This is a genomic window from Thainema salinarum CENA647, from assembly GCF_057732415.1.
Window position 1 is genome coordinate 5,621,567 of record NZ_JBYJZJ010000022.1, and the last position, 25,123, is coordinate 5,646,689.

At 51.0% G+C, this 25,123-nt stretch carries 16 protein-coding genes; 9 read left to right on the plus strand and 7 right to left on the minus strand.

Annotated elements, in window-relative coordinates:
• The first annotated feature begins 29 nt into the window (after positions 1–29).
• Positions 30–761 carry a RadC family protein gene (gene radC / locus AC286M_RS31395; RefSeq protein WP_488208139.1) on the plus strand — a complete coding sequence of 244 codons (732 nt, stop codon included), beginning with the start codon at positions 30–32 and terminating at the stop codon, positions 759–761.
• Between the two features lie 68 nt (positions 762–829).
• Here radC and AC286M_RS31400 read toward each other — a convergent pair whose 3' ends face one another.
• On the minus strand, positions 830–1,669 hold the full coding sequence (locus AC286M_RS31400; RefSeq protein WP_488208140.1) for a M48 family metallopeptidase: 840 nt from the start codon (positions 1,667–1,669) through the stop codon (positions 830–832).
• Positions 1,670–1,932: 263 nt separating this feature from the next.
• Between AC286M_RS31400 and AC286M_RS31405 the strand changes: the two genes are divergently transcribed.
• Entirely contained in the window at positions 1,933–2,475 is a 543-nt protein-coding gene (locus AC286M_RS31405; protein WP_488208141.1) for a DUF4330 domain-containing protein, read from the plus strand.
• Between the two features lie 83 nt (positions 2,476–2,558).
• Here AC286M_RS31405 and glgX read toward each other — a convergent pair whose 3' ends face one another.
• Positions 2,559–4,736, minus strand: coding sequence for a glycogen debranching protein GlgX (glgX, locus tag AC286M_RS31410; protein WP_488208142.1), 2,178 nt, complete (start codon positions 4,734–4,736; stop codon positions 2,559–2,561).
• A gap of 466 nt (positions 4,737–5,202) precedes the next feature.
• Between glgX and AC286M_RS31415 the strand changes: the two genes are divergently transcribed.
• From AC286M_RS31415 to AC286M_RS31425, 3 genes are all read left to right on the plus strand, one after another.
• Positions 5,203–6,078 carry a YaaW family protein gene (locus AC286M_RS31415; protein WP_488208143.1) on the plus strand — a complete coding sequence of 292 codons (876 nt, stop codon included), beginning with the start codon at positions 5,203–5,205 and terminating at the stop codon, positions 6,076–6,078.
• A gap of 266 nt (positions 6,079–6,344) precedes the next feature.
• Complete coding sequence (locus AC286M_RS31420) at positions 6,345–7,226, plus strand: J domain-containing protein (protein ID WP_488208144.1); 882 nt, start codon at positions 6,345–6,347, stop codon at positions 7,224–7,226.
• A 62-nt stretch (positions 7,227–7,288) separates the two neighbouring features.
• On the plus strand, positions 7,289–7,570 hold the full coding sequence (locus AC286M_RS31425) for a DUF3143 domain-containing protein (protein WP_488208145.1): 282 nt from the start codon (positions 7,289–7,291) through the stop codon (positions 7,568–7,570).
• A gap of 65 nt (positions 7,571–7,635) precedes the next feature.
• On the opposite strand, the gene uppS is transcribed toward AC286M_RS31425, so the two are convergent.
• From uppS to lysA, 3 genes are all read right to left on the minus strand, one after another.
• Complete coding sequence (gene uppS, locus AC286M_RS31430) at positions 7,636–8,385, minus strand: undecaprenyl pyrophosphate synthase (protein WP_488208146.1); 750 nt, start codon at positions 8,383–8,385, stop codon at positions 7,636–7,638.
• Positions 8,382–9,305 carry a diadenylate cyclase CdaA gene (gene cdaA / locus AC286M_RS31435; RefSeq protein WP_488208147.1) on the minus strand — a complete coding sequence of 308 codons (924 nt, stop codon included), beginning with the start codon at positions 9,303–9,305 and terminating at the stop codon, positions 8,382–8,384. The genes uppS and cdaA overlap by 4 nt, the downstream gene beginning before the upstream one ends.
• A gap of 527 nt (positions 9,306–9,832) precedes the next feature.
• Complete coding sequence (lysA, locus tag AC286M_RS31440; RefSeq protein WP_488208148.1) at positions 9,833–11,242, minus strand: diaminopimelate decarboxylase; 1,410 nt, start codon at positions 11,240–11,242, stop codon at positions 9,833–9,835.
• Positions 11,243–11,321: 79 nt separating this feature from the next.
• Here lysA and rimI point away from each other — a divergent pair, with 79 nt between their 5' ends.
• Together rimI and AC286M_RS31450 are read left to right on the plus strand one after the other, a co-directional pair.
• Positions 11,322–12,107: a ribosomal protein S18-alanine N-acetyltransferase gene (rimI, locus tag AC286M_RS31445; protein ID WP_488208149.1), complete on the plus strand. Its 786-nt coding sequence runs from the start codon at positions 11,322–11,324 to the stop codon at positions 12,105–12,107.
• Positions 12,108–12,448: 341 nt separating this feature from the next.
• Positions 12,449–14,923 (plus strand): ATP-dependent Clp protease ATP-binding subunit, encoded by a 2,475-nt coding sequence (locus AC286M_RS31450; protein WP_488208150.1) that lies wholly within the window; start codon positions 12,449–12,451, stop codon positions 14,921–14,923.
• Positions 14,924–15,058: 135 nt separating this feature from the next.
• Here the strand turns inward: AC286M_RS31450 and truB are convergent, their stop codons facing one another.
• Complete coding sequence (gene truB, locus AC286M_RS31455; RefSeq protein ID WP_488208151.1) at positions 15,059–15,955, minus strand: tRNA pseudouridine(55) synthase TruB; 897 nt, start codon at positions 15,953–15,955, stop codon at positions 15,059–15,061.
• A gap of 165 nt (positions 15,956–16,120) precedes the next feature.
• Between truB and AC286M_RS31460 the strand changes: the two genes are divergently transcribed.
• Complete coding sequence (locus tag AC286M_RS31460) at positions 16,121–17,095, plus strand: LysR family transcriptional regulator (protein WP_488208152.1); 975 nt, start codon at positions 16,121–16,123, stop codon at positions 17,093–17,095.
• 199 nt (positions 17,096–17,294) lie between these two features.
• On the plus strand, positions 17,295–17,744 hold the full coding sequence (gene ndk, locus AC286M_RS31465) for a nucleoside-diphosphate kinase (protein ID WP_488208153.1): 450 nt from the start codon (positions 17,295–17,297) through the stop codon (positions 17,742–17,744).
• A gap of 225 nt (positions 17,745–17,969) precedes the next feature.
• Here ndk and AC286M_RS31470 read toward each other — a convergent pair whose 3' ends face one another.
• Entirely contained in the window at positions 17,970–24,974 is a 7,005-nt protein-coding gene (locus AC286M_RS31470) for a response regulator (RefSeq protein WP_488208154.1), read from the minus strand.
• Positions 24,975–25,123: the final 149 nt, after the last annotated feature.

Consider the following 25,123-nt stretch of genomic DNA (forward strand, 5'->3'; position numbering starts at 1 on the left):
CTAGCTATCTCAATCTAAGGATGCATCGCATGACCTACTGTCTGAGAGTCGCGGACATTCCCACCACGGAGCGTCCCCGCGAACGATTGTTAACGCATGGGGCGAAGTCCCTGGCCACAGCGGAACTGATCGCAATTCTCTTGGGCACGGGACAAGGTGCGGGCAAGCTGTCGGCTATTGGACTGGGGCAATACATTTTGCAGGAACTGGGCCAGCACCAGCGCGATCCACTGGCGGTACTGCGTGGCGTTTCTCCCCAGGAACTCATGGATATACCGGGAATTGGCCCCGCCAAAGCCGCAACGATTTTGGCTGCGATCGAACTGGGAAAACGGGTGCTACAAACAAAGCCAGCTGAACGAACTGTCGTCGATGATCCTGCGATCGCAGCCGCTGCGTTGAGCCACGATTTGATGTGGCAATCGGAGGAGCGGTTTGCCATTTTGCTGCTGGATATCAAGCATCGCTTATTGGGAACTCAGGTGCTGACAATCGGCACGGCCACTGAAACCTTGGCGCATCCCCGCGAGATTTTTCGTTCCGTTTTGCGTCAGGGGGCAACGCGGGTAATCGTGGCCCACAATCACCCCTCTGGCAATGTGGAACCCAGTCATGAAGACTTACAGTTGACGCGCCAACTGCTGCGGGGCGCACAGTTTTTGGACATTCCGCTGCTGGATCACCTGATTTTGGGCGATGGCAATTTCAAAAGCCTGCGCCAAACCACCGCACTCTGGGATGAATGCCCTCAAGGCGATTAAAAGGATTCCATAAAAGAAGACGGCAAGGGTCAGCCCTTGCCGTCTCTTGCATGAAATGAATAACTCCGTTAGCGCAAGCGCTGAATGCGGTTGTCATAGGCAACGGTGTCTAGACCATCACCGACATCTGCGATCGCAGGATCGATTAATGCCTGTAGGCGTTCAACTCGATCGCTAGCGGCAGGGTGAGTGCTCAAGAAGGTGGGCGGAGAGGGCTGTCCGACCAGTTTCTCCATGAATGCTGGCATGGCAGAGGGCGCATATCCCGCATCAATCAGGTTGGCTAGTCCTCGCTCATCGGCTTCAAACTCGTCGCCTCGGCTGGCGGGTCGGCGCAGCGCCAGGTCAACTCCAATGGCCACTGCCACGTTACTGTCTAGACCAGCCGCGCTGGCAATGCCTTGGGCGATCATGGTTTCGCGCATTTGTTCCAGTGCGTGACGCGAAGCCACGTGGCCCACTTCGTGACCGACGACGCTGGCGAGTTGAGCTTCATTATCGGCTGCTTCCATCAGTCCTGTCGTGACATAAACGTAGCCGCCCATTGTGGCAAACGCGTTGATATTGGGATCTTCCACAATTTGGAACGTGTAGGGAATACCGGGACGACTGCTGGCAGCGGCCATCCGTTGACCAATAGCATCAACGTACTCATTCAACTCGCGATCGCGATAGAGACGAAAACTCCGGCCCACCATTTGATCATTGATCTGCTTGCCCAGACGAACTTCCTGTGAGTCCGACATATTTTCAATTTGAATAATCTGAATGCCCCGAAAAATCAAATCAAAAATGGATAGAGCGTGAGAAGGCCGAGGAGTGGCAACGCTAATGCCCACTGCCATAACAGCAGCCATAAGCCCATATAGCCAGCGGCGGCGCAGTTGATGCATAGAGAAAGAAGACATGAATTTCAGCATGGTGTGTTGTGAGGAAATGAACAGCAGGTCCGCAGGAGGCAACCGTGTCACTAAACAGTTATGACGGGAATGTCGCACAAAATGTTGCAAAAATTTTCAGGTGTGCAAATCAATCCAATGGGAAAACCAGATGGGAAGTCCGTCCGGCAAATTGCGATCGCGGTCTGGGCAAAATGCGATAGATTAGCTTGGAGCAATGAGCACTAAACTCAGCTTGCCCATAATTTGCGATGAGGCAACGGCATATAACTATGGCAATCATTGATTCGAAAGGACGCCTGTTTGGTAAGGTCAGCATCTTAGACATCGGTGCTGCCCTGATTATTTTACTGGCGATCTTCGGGATCTTCTTTTATCCAGGCGCATCCGGCACAGTGGCTCAGGTTGGCGTGACCACTAAGCCCGTTCAGGTTGACGTGATGGTGCGGGGCTTGACGGTGAGCGATCCGGCGGCTCTGCTGGAGGAACTGCAAACAGCGGAGACAACCAATATTATTATCCGCAATCAGCCCTACGGTGAAGTTGCGATCGCAGAGGTGAAATCCCTACCGCGCAGCGTTGCCGTCCCGCAGCCGGATGGGTCAGTCAGCACGGCACCTGATCCCCGGCCTGAGTTGAACTATACGGTTGATATGCTGATCACACTGCAAAGCAATGCTCAGGTGACGGGTGACGGCATTGTTTTTGGTAATAACAAGGTCAAAATTGGCACTCAAATTGAGCTAGAAGGATTTGACTACAACTTCAACACCAGCGTCGTCGGCGTTCGCCAGGTTGAAGAAGAGGAAGCATAAGTTTTAGCTTTCGCCACTTCTATCTTCATTCAAAAAGGACTGCTATTGCCGCGACGCAGCAATAGCAGTCCTTTTTTATAGAGTTATCCAATTTGGCGTAAGACCATTAGCGATCGCGCCACGACTCGAATCGGTTTGTCGCCTGTGAAGATCACGGTTTCGTCTAGAAAACGCAGCTTTTTCGTATCGAGCACTAAACCCCACTGCCGATCTTGCAGATTATCCGGAATAGTGTACTTCAACGCCTCATAGTAGGCATTGAAAAAGAGCAGAAAATTATCATCAATCACCCGCTCACCTCGATAGCCCGGTGCGGCAATCTCTTCGCCGTTTAGGAAAATGCTGATCGACTTGGCCGAGCCGTCATGCCACTGCTCTTCGCTCATCGTCGTGCCGTCAGGATTGAACCAGCCAATATCAATCACACCAGAGCCGTGAATTTCTCGACCCTGGAACCAGTGCCGTCGCCGAAAGATCGGATGCTGCATCCGAAACTGGATCAGCTGACGAGTAAATTCCAGCAGATCAGCGTTTTTCTCGCGAAGATCCCAATTGAACCAAGACAGCTCATTGTCCTGACAGTAAGTATTGTTGTTGCCGTTTTGAGAGCGGCCTATCTCATCACCACCCAGCAGCATTGGCACCCCCTGAGACAGCATCATCGTCGCCAGAAAGTTACGCTGCTGCCGCGCCCGCAGCTGTAAGACGACGGGATCATCGGTTAAGCCCTCTTCGCCACAGTTCCAGGAGCGGTTGTAGCTTTCGCCATCTCGATTCTCTTCACCGTTGGCCTCATTGTGCTTCTCGTTGTAGCTGACCAAATCGTTGAGCGTAAAGCCATCGTGAGCGGTAATGAAGTTAATGCTGGCGTGGGGTCGCCGACCGTTAATTTCATACAGGTCAGAACTGCCCGTAAACCGATAGGCAAATTCGGCCATGCCGCTGTGTTCGCTACGCCACAGATCTCGAACCGTATCGCGATATTTGCCGTTCCATTCCGACCACAGCAGCGGAAATTTGCCGACCTGATAGCCGCCCTCGCCCACGTCCCAAGGTTCAGCAATTAGCTTGATCACGCTGAGAACTGGATCTTGGTGAATGATGTCAAAGAACGCTGCCAGGCTGTCTACTTCATATAGTTCGCGCGCCAGCGCCGAAGCCAAGTCAAATCGGAAGCCATCGACGTGCATTTCCAGCACCCAATAGCGCAAGCTGTCCATAATCAGCTTCAGAATCTGGGGATGGCGCACGTTCAGCGAGTTGCCGCAGCCCGTAAAGTCCATGTAGTAGCGCGGATTGTCCTCAACCAGTCGGTAATAAGCGGCATTGTCGATGCCCCGGAAGCTGACCGTGGGGCCAAGGTGATTGCCTTCGCCCGTGTGGTTGTACACCACGTCTAGAATCACCTCAATGCCAGCTGCGTGCATGGCTTTGACCATTTCCTTAAACTCTCGCACCTGTTCGCCCATAATGCCGCTGGCGCTGTAGCCGGAGTAGGGAGCCATGAAGTTAATCGAGTCGTAGCCCCAGTAGTTGCGTAGTCCATGCTCGACTAGGTGGCCAGGACAAGCATTGAAATGGTGGACGGGCAGCAGCTCAATCGCCGTGATCCCCAGCGATTTCAAATGTGCGATCGCAGCCGGATGGGCTAGTCCTGCATAGGTGCCCCGCAGATGCTCTGGAATGTCCGGATGCAGCATCGTAAACCCTTTAACATGGGTTTCGTAGATCACCGTCTCATGCCAAGGCGTATCCAAAATGCGATCGCCGCCCCAATCAAACGAGTCATCCACGACAACGCACTTGGGGATCAAGTGGGCGCTGTCTGATTCATCCACGAATAGATCCAGCGACGGTTCAATATAGTCGTCGTCCTGCTCATCTTCCGGGGGTGAATGCGGTAGCTCCGCCTCAGTGTCATAGCCAAACAGTTCTTGGCCAAATTTGAGATCACCTGCGATCGCTTTCGCGTAGGGATCAATTAACAGCTTATTGGGGTTGAAGCGATGGCCTGCCAGCGGATTGTAGAGGCCATGTACCCGATAGCCATAGCGCTGTCCCGGCTGGATGCCTGGAACATAGCCGTGCCAAATATAGTTATCTTCTTCTACCAGTTCAATCCGGGTCTCATGTCCTGACTCATCAAATAGACATAGCTCGACTTTGGTCGCATTTTCTGAAAAAAGCGAAAAATTTGTCCCTTCTCCGTCCCACGTTGCACCGAGGGGGTGAGTTGAACCTGGCCAAACAACTGGTTGCATCGCTGTCCCTTCAATACAAGTCAATATAAGTTTGATAAAATCTTGCTGCGTCTTGTTTCTCGACTCACATCTTACACCCGAAACTTTTGAGACACGGTGGGCACATAATCTTCTTCTCTTCAACCCACGTTTCGCTAGGTGCAAAATCAAAATCGAAACAAGCTCAGAGCGTCCACCTTACCCTACTGCAAAGTTTTAGAACTGCGTCTGACTTAAGCTACATTTCTCTGACTTAAACGCTGTTTATCCTAAAAACTGCTAGGCATTTTACTCCGACCATCAGATATCCTGAGTCCTAAAATGTATCAGTGCTGGTACGTTACTGGTATGTTTGATATGTCGAAGTAGCCGACGCAATCACTCGACTAATAGACGCGAACTGACGCAAATTTGTAGACTGCTGGCCAATCTCGCTTAGCGACGATTACTCAGCAACCATGATTAAATTCAACTGCTCCGTGGAGGTATGACACCCGTGGATGAGCTAAGGGCGGGATTAGAACTCGCGACTGAAGATGAGCTAGCCGTTTTAACGGATTTGATGTTTCGTCGTCGATTGAATCCGCTGGACTATCTATACAGTCCCGAACCGATTGATATCCAGAGTCAGCACTACGATGACTGGATTACCTCTCTAGAAGATCGCTTTCGGTTTCTCGCCGCAGACGGTATGACCGTCCTGAAGGGTCAAGCGCAAACCGTTAGCTATCGCCAAGCCCTCATCCAGCTTTGTCGCTTTTTGAAAATTACCTACACACCGGATTGGAGTACGCTCGACTTAGAGTCCGAGGTTTTTCTGCATTTACTTCTGCGCACCTGGAATCGGCTCCCCAACCAGGAGAAAACGGCTTTAGCGAATAATGTCAAAGCGTCACTCAATACGGCTCAGCTTACGCCTCATCTTCCTCCGGCCCTGCGCCGCGATCCCTTACGGTTGCTGCTCAAAGGCAGTAGTGCTCTGGCGGTTTCGTCGGTGTTACGCCCCTGGTTACTGAAGCAAATTGCCCGTCAGTTCGCCGTGCAAGCAGCCACTTACCAGGCGGCAAAGCAAACGCTGGTGCGGGGTGGCACAGTCGTGGCGGCACAAGTTCAAAGCCGGGTTGCGGCTCAAATGGCCGCTCGCGGCATGGTGGTACAAACGGCTCGCTACAGCGCAGTCCGCAGCATCATGGCTTTTCTGGGCCCTGCACTATGGGCTTATTTCTTTGCTGATTTAGGTTGGCGAACAATTTCAATCAACTATGGCCGGATTCTGCCAGTGGTGTTTATTCTGGCTCAAATTCGCTTGACTCGATCCGTGGAAAACTGCGAGGCAGATCGATGGATGCAGGTGGTGGAATAAGAGGGAGTCTTGGAGTCCTCAAAACAGTAGTATTCCCCATCCTGCCTATTCTGGTTAAAATACCTGGAGACCTGTCTGAATTAATGCCGAATCCGCTATAAAGCATCCGAATTATTTTTGTGAAAATCCACGCGCAGTCTGGCTTTCACAAAAAATACAAGCGGTTCTTATGAGCGGATTTCCGATAAGGTAGCCGACTGCACTGGATCGCGGCTGAAGGCAGATCGAATGACCAGGAGGACAACGGAACAGGATTGTATTCGTGTATGGCGACCTCAAAAGCACCCACAGATACTTATTACGACCTGTTAGGATTAGCTCCTTCTGCCTCTGTTCAAGACATTCGGCGAGCCTATCGCGATCGCAGTAAGCTCTACCATCCGGACACGACCCAACTACCGCCAGAGCTAGCGAAGGCAAAGTTTCACCTGTTAAACGAAGCCTATGCCACCCTCAGCAGTCCAGAGCGGCGATTGCAATACGACCAAAAAATTGGCTATTCCCGCATTCCGGTGATTCAAGTGAGATCGGATTTGAATCGACCCGTGAATCGCGATCGCATCCAGCCGTTTCGCTCAACAAAAGATTATCTTGATCCCACGGATCGACCGCTATCGGCAGGCGAGATGTTTGCCCTATTTTTACTCGGGATCACCTTCGTCGCCTGTCTGATTCTTGTGGTCACGATTGGGCTAACGCAGGGAGAGTCGGCCTTCCAATCTCATCCGGCCCAGGTGCCGCTTGATTTCCTCAGGTCTGCTCATAAGCAAGATGCAGCGGTTTCTCAGCCCAGCAGTTCATTGTCAGATCCTCAATCTGAGTTTCCCGCTACCACACCAGAAGCTCCGCCTATTCAACCCTCTAGTTCACCTCTAGAACAGCCATCTACTCCTTCTCAGACACCGGAAACCACGATTCCTCACCTTCAAGCGCCATCAGCCGCCGTACCACCATTCTCGAATCAGCAGGAAGATACGCGGGAATCTGCTCACAAGCAGGGTACAGTTTCGGTTTCACCTTCTCGTCCTTTGAGTCCGCAATCTCTCGATTCTCAGCGATCAGCAACAACGATGGAATCCAAATCATCTGCTAAAACTGTTACTGTTCCGGATATACAAGTACCGGGGATAGATGATAAGTCTTTATAGTTAAGGTAAGGCTCATCTGAAGCTAAGGCCGCCCTTTTCATCATCAACGCAATCCAATTTCTATGAGCATGACCCTTCCTTCACCGGATACACCCCTTTACAATCATCCGCTGCCCGAAATTGAAGCCTGGTTAACCTCCAAAGGCTGTGAGCAAGACCAAGATAATTTGCACTGCTGGAGCGTGGAGCACCCAGATTGGCACGCAGACTTGATTTTAGATACTGATTCACTGCTTGTTCGCTATCGTCGCACTCAGGATGGGGCAGGAGGCGAAATTCAGCGCGGTTTCAAGTATTCCCTCAGTCGCCAAGATCTAGATGAAGCGATTTTTTCAGGCCCATAATTGCTCTCTAACAGCATAGGGGGGGCGCTGCGACGCAGCGCCCCCCCTATGCTTGGCAAGACCACCTAAACTTTGCCAAATCGGCGGTGACGCTGTTGATAGTTCGACAGTGCTTGATGAAACTCGGCGCGGTCAAAATCAGGCCACAAAGTTTCCGTGACGTAAATTTCGGCATAGGCCATTTGCCACAGCAGAAAGTTACTCAATCGCAGTTCGCCACTGGTACGAATAAGCAAATCAGGATCGCTTAAACCAACCGTATACAGATGCTGTTCAAAGGTTTGCTCGTCAATTTCGTCTGGTGAAAGCTTGCCTTGCTGCACTTGAGTTGCGATCGCACGACAGGCATTAATAATTTCCTGGCGACCACCATAGTTAGTTGCCACCGTAAACTGGATGCCCTGATTATGAGCCGTTTTGGTCATGGCTCGATCAATTTCGGACTGGAGCGAATTGGGTAACGCCGACAGATTGCCCGCAAACCGAATCCGCACATTCTCCTGCATCATTTCCTCTAACTCCCGCCGCAGGACTCGCTCAAACAGCGTCATTAAGAAATCTACTTCTTCCAGCGGACGGCCCCAATTTTCGGTCGAAAAGGCGTAGGCGGTTAACGCTTGGATGCCCCAATCTCGGCTGCACCGTAAGAGATCTTTGAGGGTGTCAACTCCTTTGCGGTGCCCCATAATCCGCGGGAGTCCCCGCTGCTTAGCCCAGCGACCATTGCCATCCATGATGACTGCAATATGTTTCGGTAGACGCTCCTGATCGAGATCTTGGGGCAAAGCCTGATACAAAGGTGACTGAGCAGTCATTTTTTCTCCCGCGAAGCCGAGAATGAACGACGAAAAATCCGTGCAACGAACGCCTGCGCTCCCCCAATAAACCGACGCCCCAGACTGAGCAGTTGGGGAGAAACCGCATCCCGTTCAACCGACTGAGAGAATTTAGCCCTCAGCAGTTCCCTCAGTTTACTGCTGGTCAGAGGCCGATTGAGCAATCCTCGCTCCGCCAGAGAAATGGATCCTGTTTCTTCAGATACCACAACGCAAATACAGTTTTCTACCCGCTCCGTGATTCCCATTGCGGCACGATGGCGGGTTCCTAACTGGCGCGAAGCTGTCCGCTCCGAAATCGGCAAAATCACGCCTGCCGAAACGAGCCGCGATCCCCGAATGAACACCGCGCCATCATGCAGCAGCGTACTGGTTTGAAAGATCGTTTGCAGAATTTCTTTGGAAACCTCGGCATTGATACGTACGCCTGGCACAGAAAAGTCTCGTTCATCAATGGGGCGATCGGTTTCGAGAATGAGCAAGGCTCCCGTACGATTTTGAGACAGTTCCTTGACCGCATCCACAATTTCATCAATCACATTTTCCGGCTTAGGGATCTGTTCCTGCGCGGGGCGGAATAGCTGCATGATTTCGCCTCGGCCAATCTGCTCCAGTAAGCGGCGAAACTCAGCCTGCAAAATAAACGCCATCGCCACAGCAGAGCCAATGACGAGTTTGTCTAGAACAAAGCTGAGTAACGTTAAACCCACTGCTCGACTCAATGCAGCGGCCAGCATCAATACAATTAGTCCCCGAACCAACCACAGCGTTCTGCGATCGCCAATAACCACCAGCACCAAGTAAGTCAGCGCCAGCACCAGTACAACATCAACCAGTGGAAGCAGCACAGACTGAGTGATTGTCAACTTTTCCAGCCATTGCTTCCAAAGATTTCCCATTGAACCGATCCAGACTAATCGTACGTATTTACCGATACGAATTCACAGCTTTAACTATTCGCCCAACCTTGCTAAGTCTATGACTAGATCCGTTTTGCCACAGTTGCCCAGCGGGGAGACAGCCTTTACTCTATCGAAACTCCTAAGTTTACTTAACATCTTGCATGAAAACCCAGAGGGTTAATCTTGCCACTGCACGGCAACAAAATAACGGCCTCAGATTTTGGATGATGCAAGATATAAATTAATTTGTGTTGCTTTAGCCAACTCAGAAACTATATTGCGATAACGAGAGACGATCCCTACAGGTGAGCCTGATTGCAGTCTAACCTTTCTCCAGTTTAGGCTTCCATCAAGGAGTCTCTTTCAGCAAAATCAAAAAAGCCAGGCTAAGCTGGCTAAGCTTTGGCGGATCTAGAGCAAAAAACACAATTGGAAGCCCTAAGCTTTTGTAACTATATGGAGCTTAGGACTGAGACTGCGATCGCATCCAATCCCGATGCCAAGCCAGCTTGAATCAAACCGTTTTAGCCTCTCAACCGTTCAGGCAGTTGATCCTGCCGAATCAAGTCTAAATAGGTTTCCCGTTGCAGGATAACGCTGGCTTCTCCTTGATTCACTAAAACCGCAGCCGGACGGGGCACACGGTTGTAGTTAGAGGCCATGCTGTAGTTATAAGCGCCAGTCGCAAATACCACGAGCGTATCACCGGGCTGAGTCGGGGGCAGGCTTGCTTCCTGAATCACGATGTCACCCGATTCACAGTGTTTGCCAGCCACCGTCACGGTTTCAGTTTGTTCTGCCGACAGCCGATTCGCCAGCGCAATCCGATAAACCGATTGGTAAGTAATCGGACGCGGATTGTCTGACATGCCGCCATCAACCGCAACATAGTTGCGGATACCGGGCACCGTTTTGTGAGAACCAACCGTGTAAGCCGTCACGCAGGCTGTCCCGATCAGTGACCGTCCCGGCTCACACATTAAACGGGGCAGTTCAACGCCTTCAGCTTCGCAAGTGGCTTGAATCTGCTCACAAATTACCTGTACCCACTGTCGAATACTCGGTGGATCGTCCGATTCGGTATAGCAAATGCCCAAGCCGCCACCAACATCCAGTTCGGTAATCGGTAAGCCCATGCTGCGGGCCTGCTTCATCCAACGCACTAGGACTCCGGCTAAATCTTGATGGGGCTGGAGTTCAAAAATCTGAGAGCCAATGTGGGCATGTAAGCCAACACAGTTCAAGACAGACTGCTCGCTAATCTGCCGAAAAATATCCTCAAGCTGGTCGGGATCAAAGCCGAATTTACTGTCCAAATGCCCGGTGCGGATGTATTCATGGGTGTGACATTCAATTCCCGGCGTCAGACGCAGCATGATCCGCACGGGCGCAAACTCAGACGCTTCATTCTGGGCCAGATGGATCAGCGTGTTTAGCTCAACTGCGTTGTCTACGACAATCGTGCAGCCTGAACTAATCCCTTCATACAGCTCATCGCGGGATTTATTGTTGCCGTGAAAGTAGATGCGGCTGGGGTCAACGCCTGCTTCCAGAGCGGTGTAGAGTTCTCCGCCAGAAACCACATCAATACCAAGCCCTTCTTGATCTGCGATCGCACATACCGCTAGACAGTTCCAAGCCTTGGATGCGTACAAAACCAACGTCTCACCCGGATAAAAATCGGCAAACGCTGCTTTGTATTGCCGACAGGTTGTCCGGAGCGTCTCTTCATCTAAGATATAGAGCGGTGAACCAAACTGCTCCACCAGTTGAGGCACATCGCAACCACCGATTTCGAGGTGATCCTGCTGATTGGCGCGAGCGGTCAACGGGGCAATCTGTTGATTGGGCGATTGCTCAGTGTTTGATGGATCCGATGGTTCAGGAAGATATTGCAGACCAGAGTTGATGGGAGTGATAGGAGTCGAAACCATTGCGATTGAAATAAGTTAAGGAGAACAGGCTGAAGAGTCTATTTTAAGAGAAAAGGATGTCACGTGAGTACCGAGTTCAATGTCAATAGACGCAGCGTCAGCAGATGCCAAGAATCCCGTCAGCCATATCACTGAAAATGCCGTCAAAGGTGACGCTGTGGATCTTGATTCCCCTTCTCAGCTTGAAACTTCTACCGCTCAGCGTATCCTGCATGTCAAAACCGTTGCTCATACAGATTTAACCGATTTAGTGGCCCTTGATCAGCGTTGTTTAGGTGGAATCTGGACGATCGACGGATACGGTCGCGAGGTCGATAGCCCCAACAGTGATTTGATTGTGCTGAGCAGCGTAGTTCGTGAGAGTAGCCTCAGCTTAAGTAATGGTATGGGGACTGCTGGCTCATCCGAATGCTCAATAGTTGCACCCCATGCTGCCGATATTTCATCGCAATTCACGGCTCAGTTCATTGGTTTAGGCTGCCTCTGGTCAATTTTAGAAGAAGCCCACATCACCTTACTGGGTGTTGATCCCACCTATCGTCGCCAGGGATTAGGCCAGCTTTTGCTCTACGTTTTATTGACGTCTGCTCAACAGCGAGGCTTAGAACGGGCTACGCTAGAGGTACGGGTATCTAATCAAAGTGCGATCGCACTTTATGAGCAGTTTGGCTTTCGTCGCGCGGGCTGTCGGAAGCATTACTATCCCGATGGTGAAGATGCTTTAATTCTTTGGCTCAACGGTATACACCGCTCTGACTTCGATCACCGTCTTCAGCATTGGTGGCACGTGATTCAAACTAAATTGCAGGCCGCAGGCTGGCTGTTGATACCAGACCCGAATCTGTCATTGGCTCTAGAAGCATAAATCTTGTGGTATCAGCTTGACATTTTCAGCAAATAGATCGATTATCGTTGACGGCGTATTTGTGCTCAGTCGCGGATATTCGTTTATCTCGCAGCGTAAGTACGTGAAATATGCGAATAAACGAGGCAGCTTCTTCTCTTCACATACTTTGCCGACCCGTTCTTGAAGCTAGCTCATAAAACTGGAATCTACCTTTGGGCTGATTTGTGTAACGGATTTAGATCTGAACTATCTACCCAGGGATCAATATTCTTTTTCGGGCTGTTTCCAACATCACAGCTATCCGGTTTGCCTGTGCTAAAATCAGCGTACCGGCACGCAGCAGGTGATGGAAATACGCCATGTTTGAACGCTTCACAGAAAAAGCCATTAAGGTCATAATGCTGGCTCAGGAAGAGGCCCGTCGCTTAGGGCACAACTTCGTGGGCACAGAGCAAATTCTATTGGGTCTAATTGGAGAAGGAACCGGCGTCGCCGCCAAGGTACTGAAATCCATGGGCGTCAATCTCAAAGACGCTCGGATTGAAGTCGAAAAAATCATTGGTCGAGGCTCTGGTTTCGTCGCGGTAGAAATCCCATTTACGCCGCGAGCCAAGCGAGTCCTAGAGCTTTCCCTAGAGGAGGCTCGCCAGCTCGGCCACAACTATATTGGTACAGAGCATCTGCTTCTGGGCCTGATCCGCGAAGGAGAAGGCGTCGCAGCTCGTGTCCTGGAAAATCTGGGCGTTGATTTGTCCAAGGTGCGAACCCAAGTGATTCGCATGCTGGGCGAAACCGCCGAGGTTTCGACGGGAAGCAGCCAAGGACGTACCAAAACGCCGACGCTGGATGAGTTTGGTGCCAATCTGACTCAGATGGCAGCGGATGGCAAGCTCGATCCCGTTGTGGGTCGCCAAAAAGAAATTGAGCGGGTCATCCAGATCCTCGGTCGCCGTACTAAGAACAATCCGGTTCTGATTGGTGAACCCGGTGTGGGTAAAACTGCGATCGCAGAAGGCCTAGCCCAGCGCATCGCCAATAATGATGTCCCCGACATCTTGGAAGACAAGCGCGTCGTCACGCTCGATATTGGCTTGCTGGTTGCAGGCACCAAATATCGAGGTGAATTCGAAGAGCGTTTGAAGAAGATCATGGATGAAATTCGCTCAGCCGCGAACGTCATTCTGGTGATCGACGAGGTGCATACCCTGATCGGTGCAGGTGCAGCGGAAGGCGCAATTGACGCAGCCAATATACTGAAGCCAGCCCTAGCACGGGGCGAACTCCAGTGCATCGGTGCGACCACGCTAGATGAGTATCGCAAGCACATCGAGCGGGATGCGGCTCTAGAGCGCCGTTTCCAGCCCGTTATGGTGGGTGAACCAACCGTACCGGAAACCATTGAGATTCTGCATGGCTTGCGTGAGCGCTATGAACAGCATCACAAGCTAAAGATCTCCGATGATGCGCTAGAGGCCGCCGCTAAGCTGTCCGACCGCTATATCTCTGACCGCTATTTGCCGGACAAGGCGATTGACCTGATTGATGAAGCGGGTTCTCGAGTTCGCTTGATCAACTCTCAGTTGCCGCCTGCAGCGAAAGAACTGGATAAGGAACTGCGTCAAGTCCTTAAAGACAAGGATAATGCGGTTCGCTCTCAGGACTTTGATCGGGCAGGTGAATTGCGCGATCGCGAAATGGAAATCAAGGCTGAAATCCGCGCGATCGCACAGAGCAAAAAGACCGAATCTTCTGGTGAAGGCGATGATTCTCCCGTTGTAGACGAGGAAGACATCGCGCAAATCGTCGCTTCTTGGACGGGCGTTCCGGTGAACAAACTCACCGAGTCCGAGTCCGAAAAGCTACTGCACATGGAAGATACGCTGCACCAGCGAATTATCGGCCAGGATGAGGCAGTGAAGGCGATTTCCCGCGCCATTCGGCGGGCCAGAGTCGGTCTCAAGAACCCCAACCGTCCGATTGCTAGCTTCGTCTTCTCTGGCCCCACGGGTGTTGGTAAGACTGAGCTTGCCAAGGCACTGGCGTCCTACTTCTTCGGTTCGGAAGAAGCCATGATCCGACTCGACATGTCGGAATTTATGGAGCGCCACACAGTTTCTAAACTAATCGGCTCGCCTCCGGGCTACGTTGGCTACAACGAAGGGGGTCAGCTTACGGAAGCAGTACGTCGTCGGCCTTACACAGTTGTGCTCTTTGACGAGATCGAGAAGGCACACCCCGACGTCTTCAATATGCTGCTGCAAATCTTGGAAGATGGTCGCCTGACCGATGCCAAGGGCCGCACCGTTGACTTCAAGAACACGCTGCTGATCATGACCTCCAATATTGGTTCTAAGGTCATCGAGAAGGGTGGCGGCGGTCTTGGCTTCGACTTCGAAGAGGACAAAGCCGAGTCGCAGTATAACCGCATCCGCTCGCTGGTGAACGAAGAGCTGAAACAGTACTTCCGACCTGAGTTCCTCAACCGTCTGGACGAAATCATCGTCTTCCGTCAGCTCACCAAGGATGAAGTCAAGGAAATTGGCGATATCCTGCTGAAGGAAGTCTTTGGTCGCCTAGATGAGCAGGGCATCAAGCTGGAGGTGACTGATAAGTTCAAAGAGCGCTTGGTAGAAGAGGGCTACAACCCCAGCTACGGTGCTCGTCCCCTACGTCGCGCCATTATGCGCCTGCTTGAGGACAGCCTCGCAGAAGAGATTCTGTCAGGCCGGATTAAGGATGGCGATGTGGCGGTAGTGGATGTTGATGAGAACGGCCAAGTAAAGGTTATTCCTAGCGAAAAACCGCGTGAGCTACTGCCCCAGGGTGCCGAATAGTTCATCTGGATCTGAACGATTTAGCCTTTGGCTAAATCTATAACGCTAAATCTATAACAAAAAGGCTGAATCTACACTGATGTAGATTCAGCCTTTTTACTTGCTCAGCTTATGCTGCACTGGCACCATCTGGCGCTATCCCAGTACCACTTTGGGCCGGAGATGTAGTTTTTGATCGATGAGCTGCGTTTCACTTACACCCAAAAATTGATTTGCGTCACTATAAATTCGGTAGATTTCGTCTGAACTTAGATCTAAATCTGCAACATATATTTTTTGTCCTTGGCACCAGCGTTGTGAGCTCGCAGATGACAAGGTAACACTTGGCAAATGCTTAACACCTTCATCAGCAGCAATGGGCAACCAGGTATTGGCTTCGAGCTGCGCAGCTAGTTGTTCGAGGGAAAGACTATCATCCAGCTTGAATCCGCTACTAAGCCTGCGATCCAGCGTAGCGAGAGTCGCGCCTGTACCCAGTATTTCACCCAGATCACGTGCGATCGCACGAATATAAGTTCCCGCACCGCAGGCAATCTCTAACTCCAGTTCGGGTTGAGAGCCTGGACGCCAGTTCCTAATTTGAATGTCGTAAACTGTGACCGTACGACGTGGCACATCTACATCCTTGCCCGCCCGCGCTAGGTCGTAAAGGCGCTTACCGTCAACCTGAATGGCGCTGTAGCGCGGTGGAATTTGCTCAATCGTGCCTAAAAATTGTGGCAAAACAGATTTAATCTGCTCTAGCTTCAAATGATCAGCTGATTGCTGAGTCAGAATATCGCCCTCTAAATCATCGGTAGCCGTCGTCAGACCGAATCGTACTGTCGCCCAGTAAGCCTTGTTTGATGGCAGATACTGCAGTAGACGCGTTGCTCTGCCAATGGCAATCGGCAAAACGCCCGTGGCTGCTGGATCGAGCGTGCCAGCATGACCTATTTTTCTGATGTGAAGTATACGCCGCAGCTTGGCGACACAGTCATGGGATGTCCAGCCAAGGGGTTTATTGAGATTGAGAAATCCCTGCACACTCATTATCCTGATGAATGATTAGTCTATTGCAACAGCCGCGATGATTAACGTTCGCTGATTAGAGTTCAGCTGGTTTTAGGGTGGTTACAAGTCACACGGCTTTGCTACTTTACCAAACCGTCCGGCGTACTCCACAACGTTCAATTCTCCTAACCCATTTTCCCAACCATGACAGATTCTTCGCTAGATGGAGTCAAGTTATCTCAACTGCGGGCACTGGTGGCAGTGGCTAATGATCAGAATTTTAGCGAGGCTGCTTTGAAGCTGGGAATTTCGCAGTCAGCCGTCAGTCATGCGATCGCAAGTTTAGAAGACGAACTCGGGGTTGTGCTGCTAAACCGAGGCCGACATGGTGCTCGACCAACCCCCGTCGGGGAACAGATTATTCAACAGTCGCGCCAGATCCTAGACATGCTTCAAGAAATCGGCAAAACAGCCAATCTAGCTAAAGGACTGGAGCGAGGTCAGGTGCGGGTCGGCTCTTTTCGCAGTGTCGCGACTTATCTATTGCCAGAGGTGATTGCGCTGCTTCAGCAACGGTTACCCGGTATCAAGCTGGACATTCTAGAGTACGAAGAGTACAGCGAGGTTGAACAAGCACTACGCGATGGTCGGATTGATGCTGGCTTCACTCATTTACCCACTCCGCCAGATTTAGAATCGTGGGAACTGCTGCGGGATGAATATCTCGTGTTGCTGCCGCCCAATGCTGACATCACAACACCTGAATTAACCTGGGAACAGATTGAGCAGTTTGATCTAATTCTGTACCCCGAACTGGATAGTAGCCACCGTATGCTGATGGATCACTGTCGCCAGCGGGGACATCGGCTCTCGATTACCTATCCTGTCCGCGAAGATTCGACGATTGTTCGTATGGTGCAGCGAGGATTAGGGATTTCAATCATGCCCCGTCTTGCTGCTGAACCACTACCCAATGAAATTAAAACCTATCGGTTACCGTCTCCCTTGGAACGCGTCATTGGCATTGCAATTTCCGCGAAAACGCTCCACCCACCAGCCGTCTTTGCCTTTATTGAATTACTCAGAGAGCAAAGCCAGCAAACGTTTCCCAAACTTAAGCACCGTGATGTTTCTGATGGTGCGATCGCAACTGACCGCTGTATCATTACAGACTCATAAATGCAGACTCAAAATAAGGAACCCGGCACAGGCCGGGACCGGAGATATGAAACGCCTTTCCGGTATGGGTTTACCTTACCGGATCAACCCAGGCTTGACCTGATATCTACGCTACAACTTGCAGAAATCTCTTTACAAAGCACCCTCTTTTGCTGAGCATAGAAAAGGTTTACTTAATGCGCATTAGGAGCGAGTGTCTGTGGAACGTACGTTTATCATGATCAAGCCCGACGGAGTTCAGCGCGGACTCGTAGGCAACATCATTAGCCGATTTGAAGCTAAAGGCTTTACTCTTGTCGGCCTCAAAGCCCTCAATGTTAGCCGTGAGCTAGCTGAAGAACATTACGCTGTACATAAAGAACGCCCCTTCTTCTCGGGTCTAATCGAATTCATCACCTCTGGCCCTGTTGTCGCAATGGTGTGGGAAGGCGAAGGCGTCGTTGCTGGTGCTCGTAAGTTAATCGGTGCAACCAATCCCTTAACTGCCGAACCAGGCACCATTCGCGGTGACTACGGTGTTAGCGTTGGCCGCAATATTATCCACGGTTCAGACGCGATTGAAACCGGACAAACCGAAATTGCCCTTTGGTTCAAGGAAGAAGAACTGATGAACTGGGAACCCAGTTTGACAAGCTGGATCTACGAATAAGTACAAGTCCCACAGGACTGCTTTTTTCGTAAGTCATACGAAGTCCGCTTAAAACCTGATGACTTATTTTTGTGAAAGCTTGGCTAGGCCAAGCTTTCACAAAAATAAATCGGGTTCTCATGCACGGACTTAATCTCACTAAGCATGGAGGGGGCCGTGCTAAACACGGCCCCCTCCATGCTTGACTTGGATCGGGGACGCTTTGTCAACGCCTCCTTAGCTTTTTTAGCTATCGGCAGCTTCTTTGCGACCGACAAGAACCTCACCCTTTAGCATCCGCTTGGCTGCATCCAAAAGTGCTTCTTCTAAGTAAGGCTTTGTGAAGTAGCCACTGGCACCGAGGTCAACCGCCATCTGCCGATGTCGATCCGCCCCCCGTGATGTCAGCATTGCGATCGGCAGTTTTTGTAAGGCTGGATCTTTCTGCATGCGTGAGAGCAGCTCTAAACCGTCCATACGCGGCATCTCAATGTCGCAGAAGACCAAATCACAGGGTAGACCGGAACGTAGTTTTTCCCACGCTTCTTGGCCATCACGCGCCTGCTCAACCCGGTAGCCAACTTTGTTAAAGCTCATGGACAAGAGTTCGCGTACTGTGATGGAATCGTCCACAATCAGTACAGTTGGCTCAGCATGGGTTTCTTCCTCTTCCACAGGCGGCTGCGCCATTTGCTCCCATATCGAGCTGCCCGCATCACGACGAATCCGTCCCATTGACAAGTCGATTAACTCTAGTACGTCGGCGATCGGCATAATCCGACCATCCCCAAGTACCGTCGCTCCAGCTACACCCAACGGTTTGGGTACTGGGCCTTCAAGCTGTTTGATTACAATCTCCTGCTCACCCAGCACCTGATCAACTTGCAGTGCGATATGGGTACCGGCACTACGCAACACGATAATCGAGATCACTTCTTCATCGCCACTACCGCCATAGACACTACCTCGGCCTAGCACGCGATTATATTTCAATAGGTCGGCCAGCGGCTGGAAGGGCAGCAGCGTGTCGCGCCATAGAATGCAAGTCCGCCCCTGATCATCGGTTTGAATCCGCTCCTTGGGCACGTCGAGCATATCTTCTACCCCGTCCATCGGGAAGGCAATCCGTGCCCGGTTGCTGACGCAGGAGAGCGCCTTGGAAATACTCAGGGTGAGCGGGAGACGGATTGTAAAGCTGGTGCCTTTGCCAATATTCGACTCGACATTGATCACACCACGCATTTCCGCTAAGCGAGTACGAACGACATCCATACCCACACCCCGACCAGCAAAGTCATCTGCCTGGTCACGGGTACTAAATCCAGCGTGGAACAGCAGGTCGTAAACGTCCAAATCGGTCATGCCCTGGGCTTCCTGAGCCGAGATTAGACCTTTTTTAATCGCTTTCTCTTTCACAAACGCAGGATCAATACCACCGCCATCATCAGAGACGATGATGACCGTTTGGTTGCCTTGATGGAAGGTGCGAACCAGAATACGACCTTTTTCCGACTTCCCAACAGCACGTCGCTCATCAGGCGTTTCAATCCCGTGGGTGATGGCGTTGTTGACTAAGTGGGTCATGGGGTCATAGAGCTGCTCCAGGATCATCTTGTCGATCAGAGTGTCGCGTCCCTCAACAATCAGCTCCGCTTGCTTGCCGCATTTAATCGAGATGTCACGCACCGCTCGTGGTAACCGATCGGCAATTTGCGCGAAGGGAACCATGCGCGATCGCATTAGCCCTTCTTGCAGTTGCGTCGTCACCTGCCGGAAGTTGCGGGTCACCTGATCCGTTTCTTCGACGATGAACTCAATGTCAGATGATGCCTCTCGCACCCGCACGATGAGTTCAATCATCTCCTGCGACAACGTATGGAAGCCCGTAAAGCGATCCATCTCCAGCGCGTCGAAGCTGGCTCCAGTTGCGTGTTCAGACTGGTCTTGCGGGAGCTTAAAGGCTGATCCGTTGCCGGACTGCCGTCCAGACAGTAGTGAATTTTCCAACAGCGATCGCTCATACAGATCCCGCATCCGCTGACCCACATCGCTGAGCTGCTGTACTTGGTACAGCAGGTTGTCAAGGAATTGCCGCAGGCGCTCCTCGTCTTGCTCCAGCGTATTCCGGTTGACAACTAGTTCTCCCACCAGATTATTCAAGTTGTCCAGGTGCTTAACCGACACCCGCATACTCTGCTCACTAATCGAGTTGGAGCGACGGCCCGACATTCGCCGCCCCGTTGTGCTGGATGTACGAGAGCGAATCCCTTTGACCGTTGGCGAGCCGCCTAGAGTGTTATCGGCATCTTCAAGTAGCTTTTCCAGATCTTCGAACTCATCACCATCATCTGCAGCAATATCACCGGAGGATCCGTCGGTATCGTCGTCTAGCAGTGCTTCGAGATCGGCGAAACTATCGCCAGCGGCTGCCATCCCAGAGTCCGCTGATGCCGTTTCGAGTTCCTCGTCATCTAGCAGATTTTCGAGGTCAGCAAATTCATCATCGGGAGGTTGAGCTGCGATCGCATCTTCAGTTTCATCCAGCAGGTCGTCCAGATCCGCCATGTCATTGTCAACAGCCCCTGTATCGGCTAGAGCCAGACCTTCTAGCTCAGACAGGTCGCTATCTGACTCGGCTGAGGCTTCTGACTCAACCTCAGCTTCACTGGACAAATCTAAATCGAGATCGTCGGACAGTGATTCTTCCTCTAAATCATCCATCAGCCCCAAGCCAAGATCATCCTCAGCCTGGTCATCAAGACCACCAAAGTCGGCATCAAACGAATCGTCTAGGGCAGATAGGTCATCAGACTCATCTCCGCCCAAATCTAAGTCAAAGTCAGCAGCGGCTGAATCATCAGACTCATCGGCTAAACCATCCAGATCCAGCCCATCCATTGCCATCTCATCATCCGCTTCCGCCTCAAAGCCGAGATCTAAATCGTCTGCTGCGCTATCTTCAGTAATCTCATCACCGAAATCTAAATCAAGATCGCTATCGAGTGCTAAACCGTCTTCAGCATCGGTTTCACCAAAGCCTAGATCAAGTTCATCTGTAGAGTCTGATGATTCGTGCGCCAGCCCCAAATCTAAATCTGCGGATTCAGCCGCCAAATCCAGCCCATCGAGATCTAATTCACTATCCTCTGCGCTGTCATCACTGAAATCAAGCGCGAAGTCATCATCACTCTGCTCAGCCTCAGCAACACCAGCAGTATCTGCTGCTAGATCAAAGTCATCGGCAAAGTTCAGCTCATCTGCATCATCGGTGGCTTCAAAACCCAGATCAGTTGCACCTTCTAGCGCAAAATCGAAGTCATCACTGGCCTGATCGCCAGCATCAAAGTCAAGCTCCAGATCATCCGTCTCAGAACCATCCAGTCCTAGGTCATCCAAGTCACTGGTGGCCTCCAATCCCAGATCATCTAGCCCTAGTTCCTCTAAATCGTCGGATGCTAATCCCTCGATATCAGGCGATTCATCTGATTCATCGGCGGCAAAATCAAGAGACAAATCTTCACCTGATTCATCTAAGGACTCGTCGCCAAACAAATCGGCAGCATCCACGTCCTCTTCTGTTCCAAAATCGAGGTCAAGACTATCTTCCGTATCGGCAACTCCCTCATCCGGCGCTGCACCTAGGTCTAAAGTCAGCGTCGCCTCGGCATCTATATCAGTATCTTCTACGTCCATGTCGCCTAGATCTAGATCTGCCGCCGAGTCATCTGCCAATGCATCGCCAAAATCTAAATCAAGATCGTCGGTTATGGCTTCGGATTCATCCGTAGCACCTGACTCATTGTCAAAATCTAGATCGAGGTCACCAGTTACTGATGCAGCTTCTTCTAAACCTAAATCCAAACCATCTTCAGCATCGAAATCTAGACCAAGATCCGCTTCGTCCAGGCTACCTTCATCGAGATTGTCCTCTAAGCCAAGATTGCTTTCGTCCAAATCGCTCGTTAAGTCGTCTGCGCCTAGGTCAAGATCGAATTCACTATCATCATTTGCGGACGCCTCGCTCAGGTCAAAATCAGCCGCATCTTCAGCTATATCTTCGCCAAACAGCGCATCATCCAGACCTTCACCGAGATCCTCATCACCAAAATCGAGATCCAGATCCGTAGAACTTCCTGTTTCGTCACTGTCGTCTAAATCCAAGCCGAGATCGAAGGATGCATCACCTGCTTCATCTTCGGTATCTTCAGCTAACGAAGACAGGTCAAAATTAGCGCCAGCATCCATTGACTCATCAGGATCGAAACTGAATTCTTCCAAGTCCGCAGCCTGATCATCGGTTGCCTCAAATGGCAAATCAGTCAGCACAGACGCATCATCTAGTGCAGGCTCGCTGTCATCGGCACCGAATAGTGAATCATCCAAACTCTCTGACTCTTCATTACTAAGATCCTCAAGCCCTAGATCTTCAACGCCTAAATCCTCAATGGCTAGGTTGTCGCCACCTAACTCCTCAAGTCTCAAATCGTCAGCGCCCGAATCGTTAGTTTCTAGATCGTCTAAATCGGCTAAATCACCTAAATCGCTTAGATCATCATCAGCTAGATCCAAAGATGCAGCATTATCCTCAACCTCTAATTCCTCCAGGCCAAGCTCCTCGATCGCGGCATCCGCATTCGTATCGGCATCTGTGTCCGCCAGCGTTTCTAGCGTCATCGCTGCAGCCGCAGCCGTATCGATCTCTTCGTAGGCATCGAAGAAGGCATCCGGATCATCTGCATTGGTTGCTTCAGAGGTGCTGGATGTTGTGGTATCAGAACCCAAATCCTCAAACTCTGACCAGGGATCTGCGATCGCAAATTTCTGTGCTGCAGCTTCAACTGCTTGTTCGGTTTGCTCAGCAGATAGCTCATCCTCAGCTTTGGCATCTGACCACAAGTCAGCTTCCAGATCGCTATCTAGCGCTAGGTTATCATCACTAATGCTGTCTGCTACGGCTGCTTCTGACAGCAGGTTAACTTCTGAATCTGTCTCACCATCAGCCAACAAATCCGTCATGTCATCAGCCAAATCAAGCGAATCGGGGAGGCCTATATCAGACACATCATCCGCCGCCGAATCATCTGCTAGGTCAGCAAAATTCAGATTATCCGAGAAATCGTCAGTGGCTGAGCCGTCCTCAGACAACTCAAAGTCAAAGGAGGCTTCGGTCTCGTCTGCCGTTTCATCTAGACCAGACAAGTCAAAATCATCGCTGCCTAGATTGAGTCCATCGAGTCCATCAGTTGAGTCATCAGATAATTCAGATTCCTCAAAAGTTAGCGAATCAGTCAGTGAATCAGCGGCCTCAGCTTCGCCTAAACCCTCTTCGTCAAAATCGAGACCACTTAAGTCATCTAATTCATCAAGACCTAGATCGGCTAAATCTTCATCGCCAGCCAGTAACTCTAGATCGGCGGGGGCTTCCGACTCTGTATCCTCGGCTGCATCAACGTCAAACAACTCAGACATCTCATCGTCTGAGCCACTATTGGTCAAATCATCCGAGAACAGATCAGCGTCGTCTGCGGCTAAATCCAGTTCTAAATCAGAGGCTTCTTCTGCACCAAAGAGCGCTGACATGTCGTCGTCAGGTTCAGTTGCGGCATCTGAGCCGAAGAGCCCTGACATATCATCGTCAGCTTCATCGCCCAAATCAAAATCAGCTTCATCTGTAGACGCTAGATCATCCAGATCCAAGTCATCATCAGCATCTGATGCATCTGAGCCATCATCCGCAAACGACAGACCTAGATCGACATCGCTGATTTCATTATCCTCATCTGTCACAGGTTGATCGGCAAAGATGTCTTGATTCAAGAAGCCCGATAAGTCGTCATCAACCTCAAAATCACTGGCACTTACACTATCTTGGGTTAATAAATCAGAAAAATCTTCAGAAATATCGATGTCGGTCGAGTCTTCCTGATCAACGTCAGCCATATCTGTGGCCGAACCTTGCCAAGCGTCACCGAATTCAATTGATTCTCCTTCAAATAAATCGGCTAAGCTATTGAGCTCAGCAGTGCCAACTTCTGGTCCATTCTTATCGTCATCAAACCAACCATCGACATCATCCATGCCGCTAATTTGATCAATCTGGTCGAAGTTCAGGTCTCCAGTCGCATCGCTTGCGCCAGATTCTGATGCAAAGTCCAGACCTAGCCCGTCATCATCTGCCGCAGAACCCAGATCCAAATCATCGGCTGATTCCGCACCAGCTTCTAACCAGCTTAAATCGGCTTCGGCCTCCGATTCCGCCTCGGACAGCATGTCTAAATCGGAGAAGTCTAAGTCCTCTTCAATTCCTGCCCCTGTATCGAATAGGCTAGCCAAACCTGCATCTGCCTCATCCTTATCCAGATCCCGCAGCAGGTCATCAACGGATTCACTCGTTGCCGCCAGCGGCACCATAGTCTGGAGAGCATCGCTAATGCAAATGTCTTGAAAGCGACCCACTAAAACATGCTCTTGCCCCTGCTTCAAATCTCTGATGATGACTGGTGCGAGACTGCGATAGGTATTGTCGCTGTTTGTAACCGCCCCACGCGCTGCTCGCGCCAGATTACACCAGTCAATTAAGTCAAACTGCTCCCCGGCCTGAATTAGGGTGTTACAGATGGACTGAAGTTGCGATCGCGTTCCAGCATTATCCTCCTGCTTAAAGATCTGGAGCATGTCTCGCAAATAGCCAGGGACATCGCTCTTGAACACCAGCAAGAGGGCGCTTTCTTCGACCTGAGGTGACGATGCTGGCTTGGATTGCGCTCTAGGCGTAGGTGCGGGAGCAAATTCGGGTAGATCCGCATCAGGAGGCAGACCGCCCGCCTGCTCAACCAAGGCATTGATATGAGAATTCAGCTCAACCAGAGTTGGCTCTAACGATGCGGTTGCCTCTTCTGCTTTGTCGTCGGTCAGACCAAATGGCCCCTGTAGTTCTTCTAGCAGTTCCTGCAAAATATCAAACACATTGAGCAGCAGCGACTCTAGGGTTTGATCAATGGTGATGTTGGGACATTCTTTCAGCAGCTTGAAATAGTCTTCTAAGCGGTGGGATGTATGCTGAATGGCCGTCACGCCCAGCATAGCTGCGCCGCCTTTGATCGAGTGGGCGGCCCGGAACATTTCATTGACCATTTCTGGATCTGCGATCGCGCTTTGCAGATTCAGTAATCCTTGCTCAATGGTATTGAGATGATCCTTCGCTTCTTCAATGAAATAACCCAGGATTCGCTGCTGTTGTTCCGACTGCATCGTCAGTATTCCTCTCGGTGCTCAATGGCATTAGCTGGTTCAGTGGTTGAAGGCTATTCAAAGGCTCTAGGGGCAGGCAATTCAAGAGCCAAATTGTAAACTGTCAGCTTCCAAATTCAAAACCAAAAGATGGCTCTACTCTAGCTAAT

What these genes read in the sequence shown, in the direction of transcription:
- cdaA (WP_488208147.1), bottom strand. Translation starts at nt 9,305, where the DNA reads ATGGGAAATCTTTGGAAGCAATGGCTGGAAAAGTTGACAATCACTCAG.
- AC286M_RS31400 (WP_488208140.1), bottom strand. Translation starts at nt 1,669, where the DNA reads ATGTCTTCTTTCTCTATGCATCAACTGCGCCGCCGCTGGCTATATGGG.
- AC286M_RS31415 (WP_488208143.1), top strand. Translation starts at nt 5,203, where the DNA reads ATGACACCCGTGGATGAGCTAAGGGCGGGATTAGAACTCGCGACTGAA.
- radC (WP_488208139.1), top strand. Translation starts at nt 30, where the DNA reads ATGACCTACTGTCTGAGAGTCGCGGACATTCCCACCACGGAGCGTCCC.
- AC286M_RS31405 (WP_488208141.1), top strand. Translation starts at nt 1,933, where the DNA reads ATGGCAATCATTGATTCGAAAGGACGCCTGTTTGGTAAGGTCAGCATC.
- AC286M_RS31470 (WP_488208154.1), bottom strand. Translation starts at nt 24,974, where the DNA reads ATGCAGTCGGAACAACAGCAGCGAATCCTGGGTTATTTCATTGAAGAA.
- AC286M_RS31450 (WP_488208150.1), top strand. Translation starts at nt 12,449, where the DNA reads ATGTTTGAACGCTTCACAGAAAAAGCCATTAAGGTCATAATGCTGGCT.
- truB (WP_488208151.1), bottom strand. Translation starts at nt 15,955, where the DNA reads ATGAGTGTGCAGGGATTTCTCAATCTCAATAAACCCCTTGGCTGGACA.
- uppS (WP_488208146.1), bottom strand. Translation starts at nt 8,385, where the DNA reads ATGACTGCTCAGTCACCTTTGTATCAGGCTTTGCCCCAAGATCTCGAT.
- AC286M_RS31460 (WP_488208152.1), top strand. Translation starts at nt 16,121, where the DNA reads ATGACAGATTCTTCGCTAGATGGAGTCAAGTTATCTCAACTGCGGGCA.
- AC286M_RS31425 (WP_488208145.1), top strand. Translation starts at nt 7,289, where the DNA reads ATGAGCATGACCCTTCCTTCACCGGATACACCCCTTTACAATCATCCG.
- glgX (WP_488208142.1), bottom strand. Translation starts at nt 4,736, where the DNA reads ATGCAACCAGTTGTTTGGCCAGGTTCAACTCACCCCCTCGGTGCAACG.
- AC286M_RS31420 (WP_488208144.1), top strand. Translation starts at nt 6,345, where the DNA reads ATGGCGACCTCAAAAGCACCCACAGATACTTATTACGACCTGTTAGGA.
- rimI (WP_488208149.1), top strand. Translation starts at nt 11,322, where the DNA reads ATGTCAATAGACGCAGCGTCAGCAGATGCCAAGAATCCCGTCAGCCAT.
- lysA (WP_488208148.1), bottom strand. Translation starts at nt 11,242, where the DNA reads ATGGTTTCGACTCCTATCACTCCCATCAACTCTGGTCTGCAATATCTT.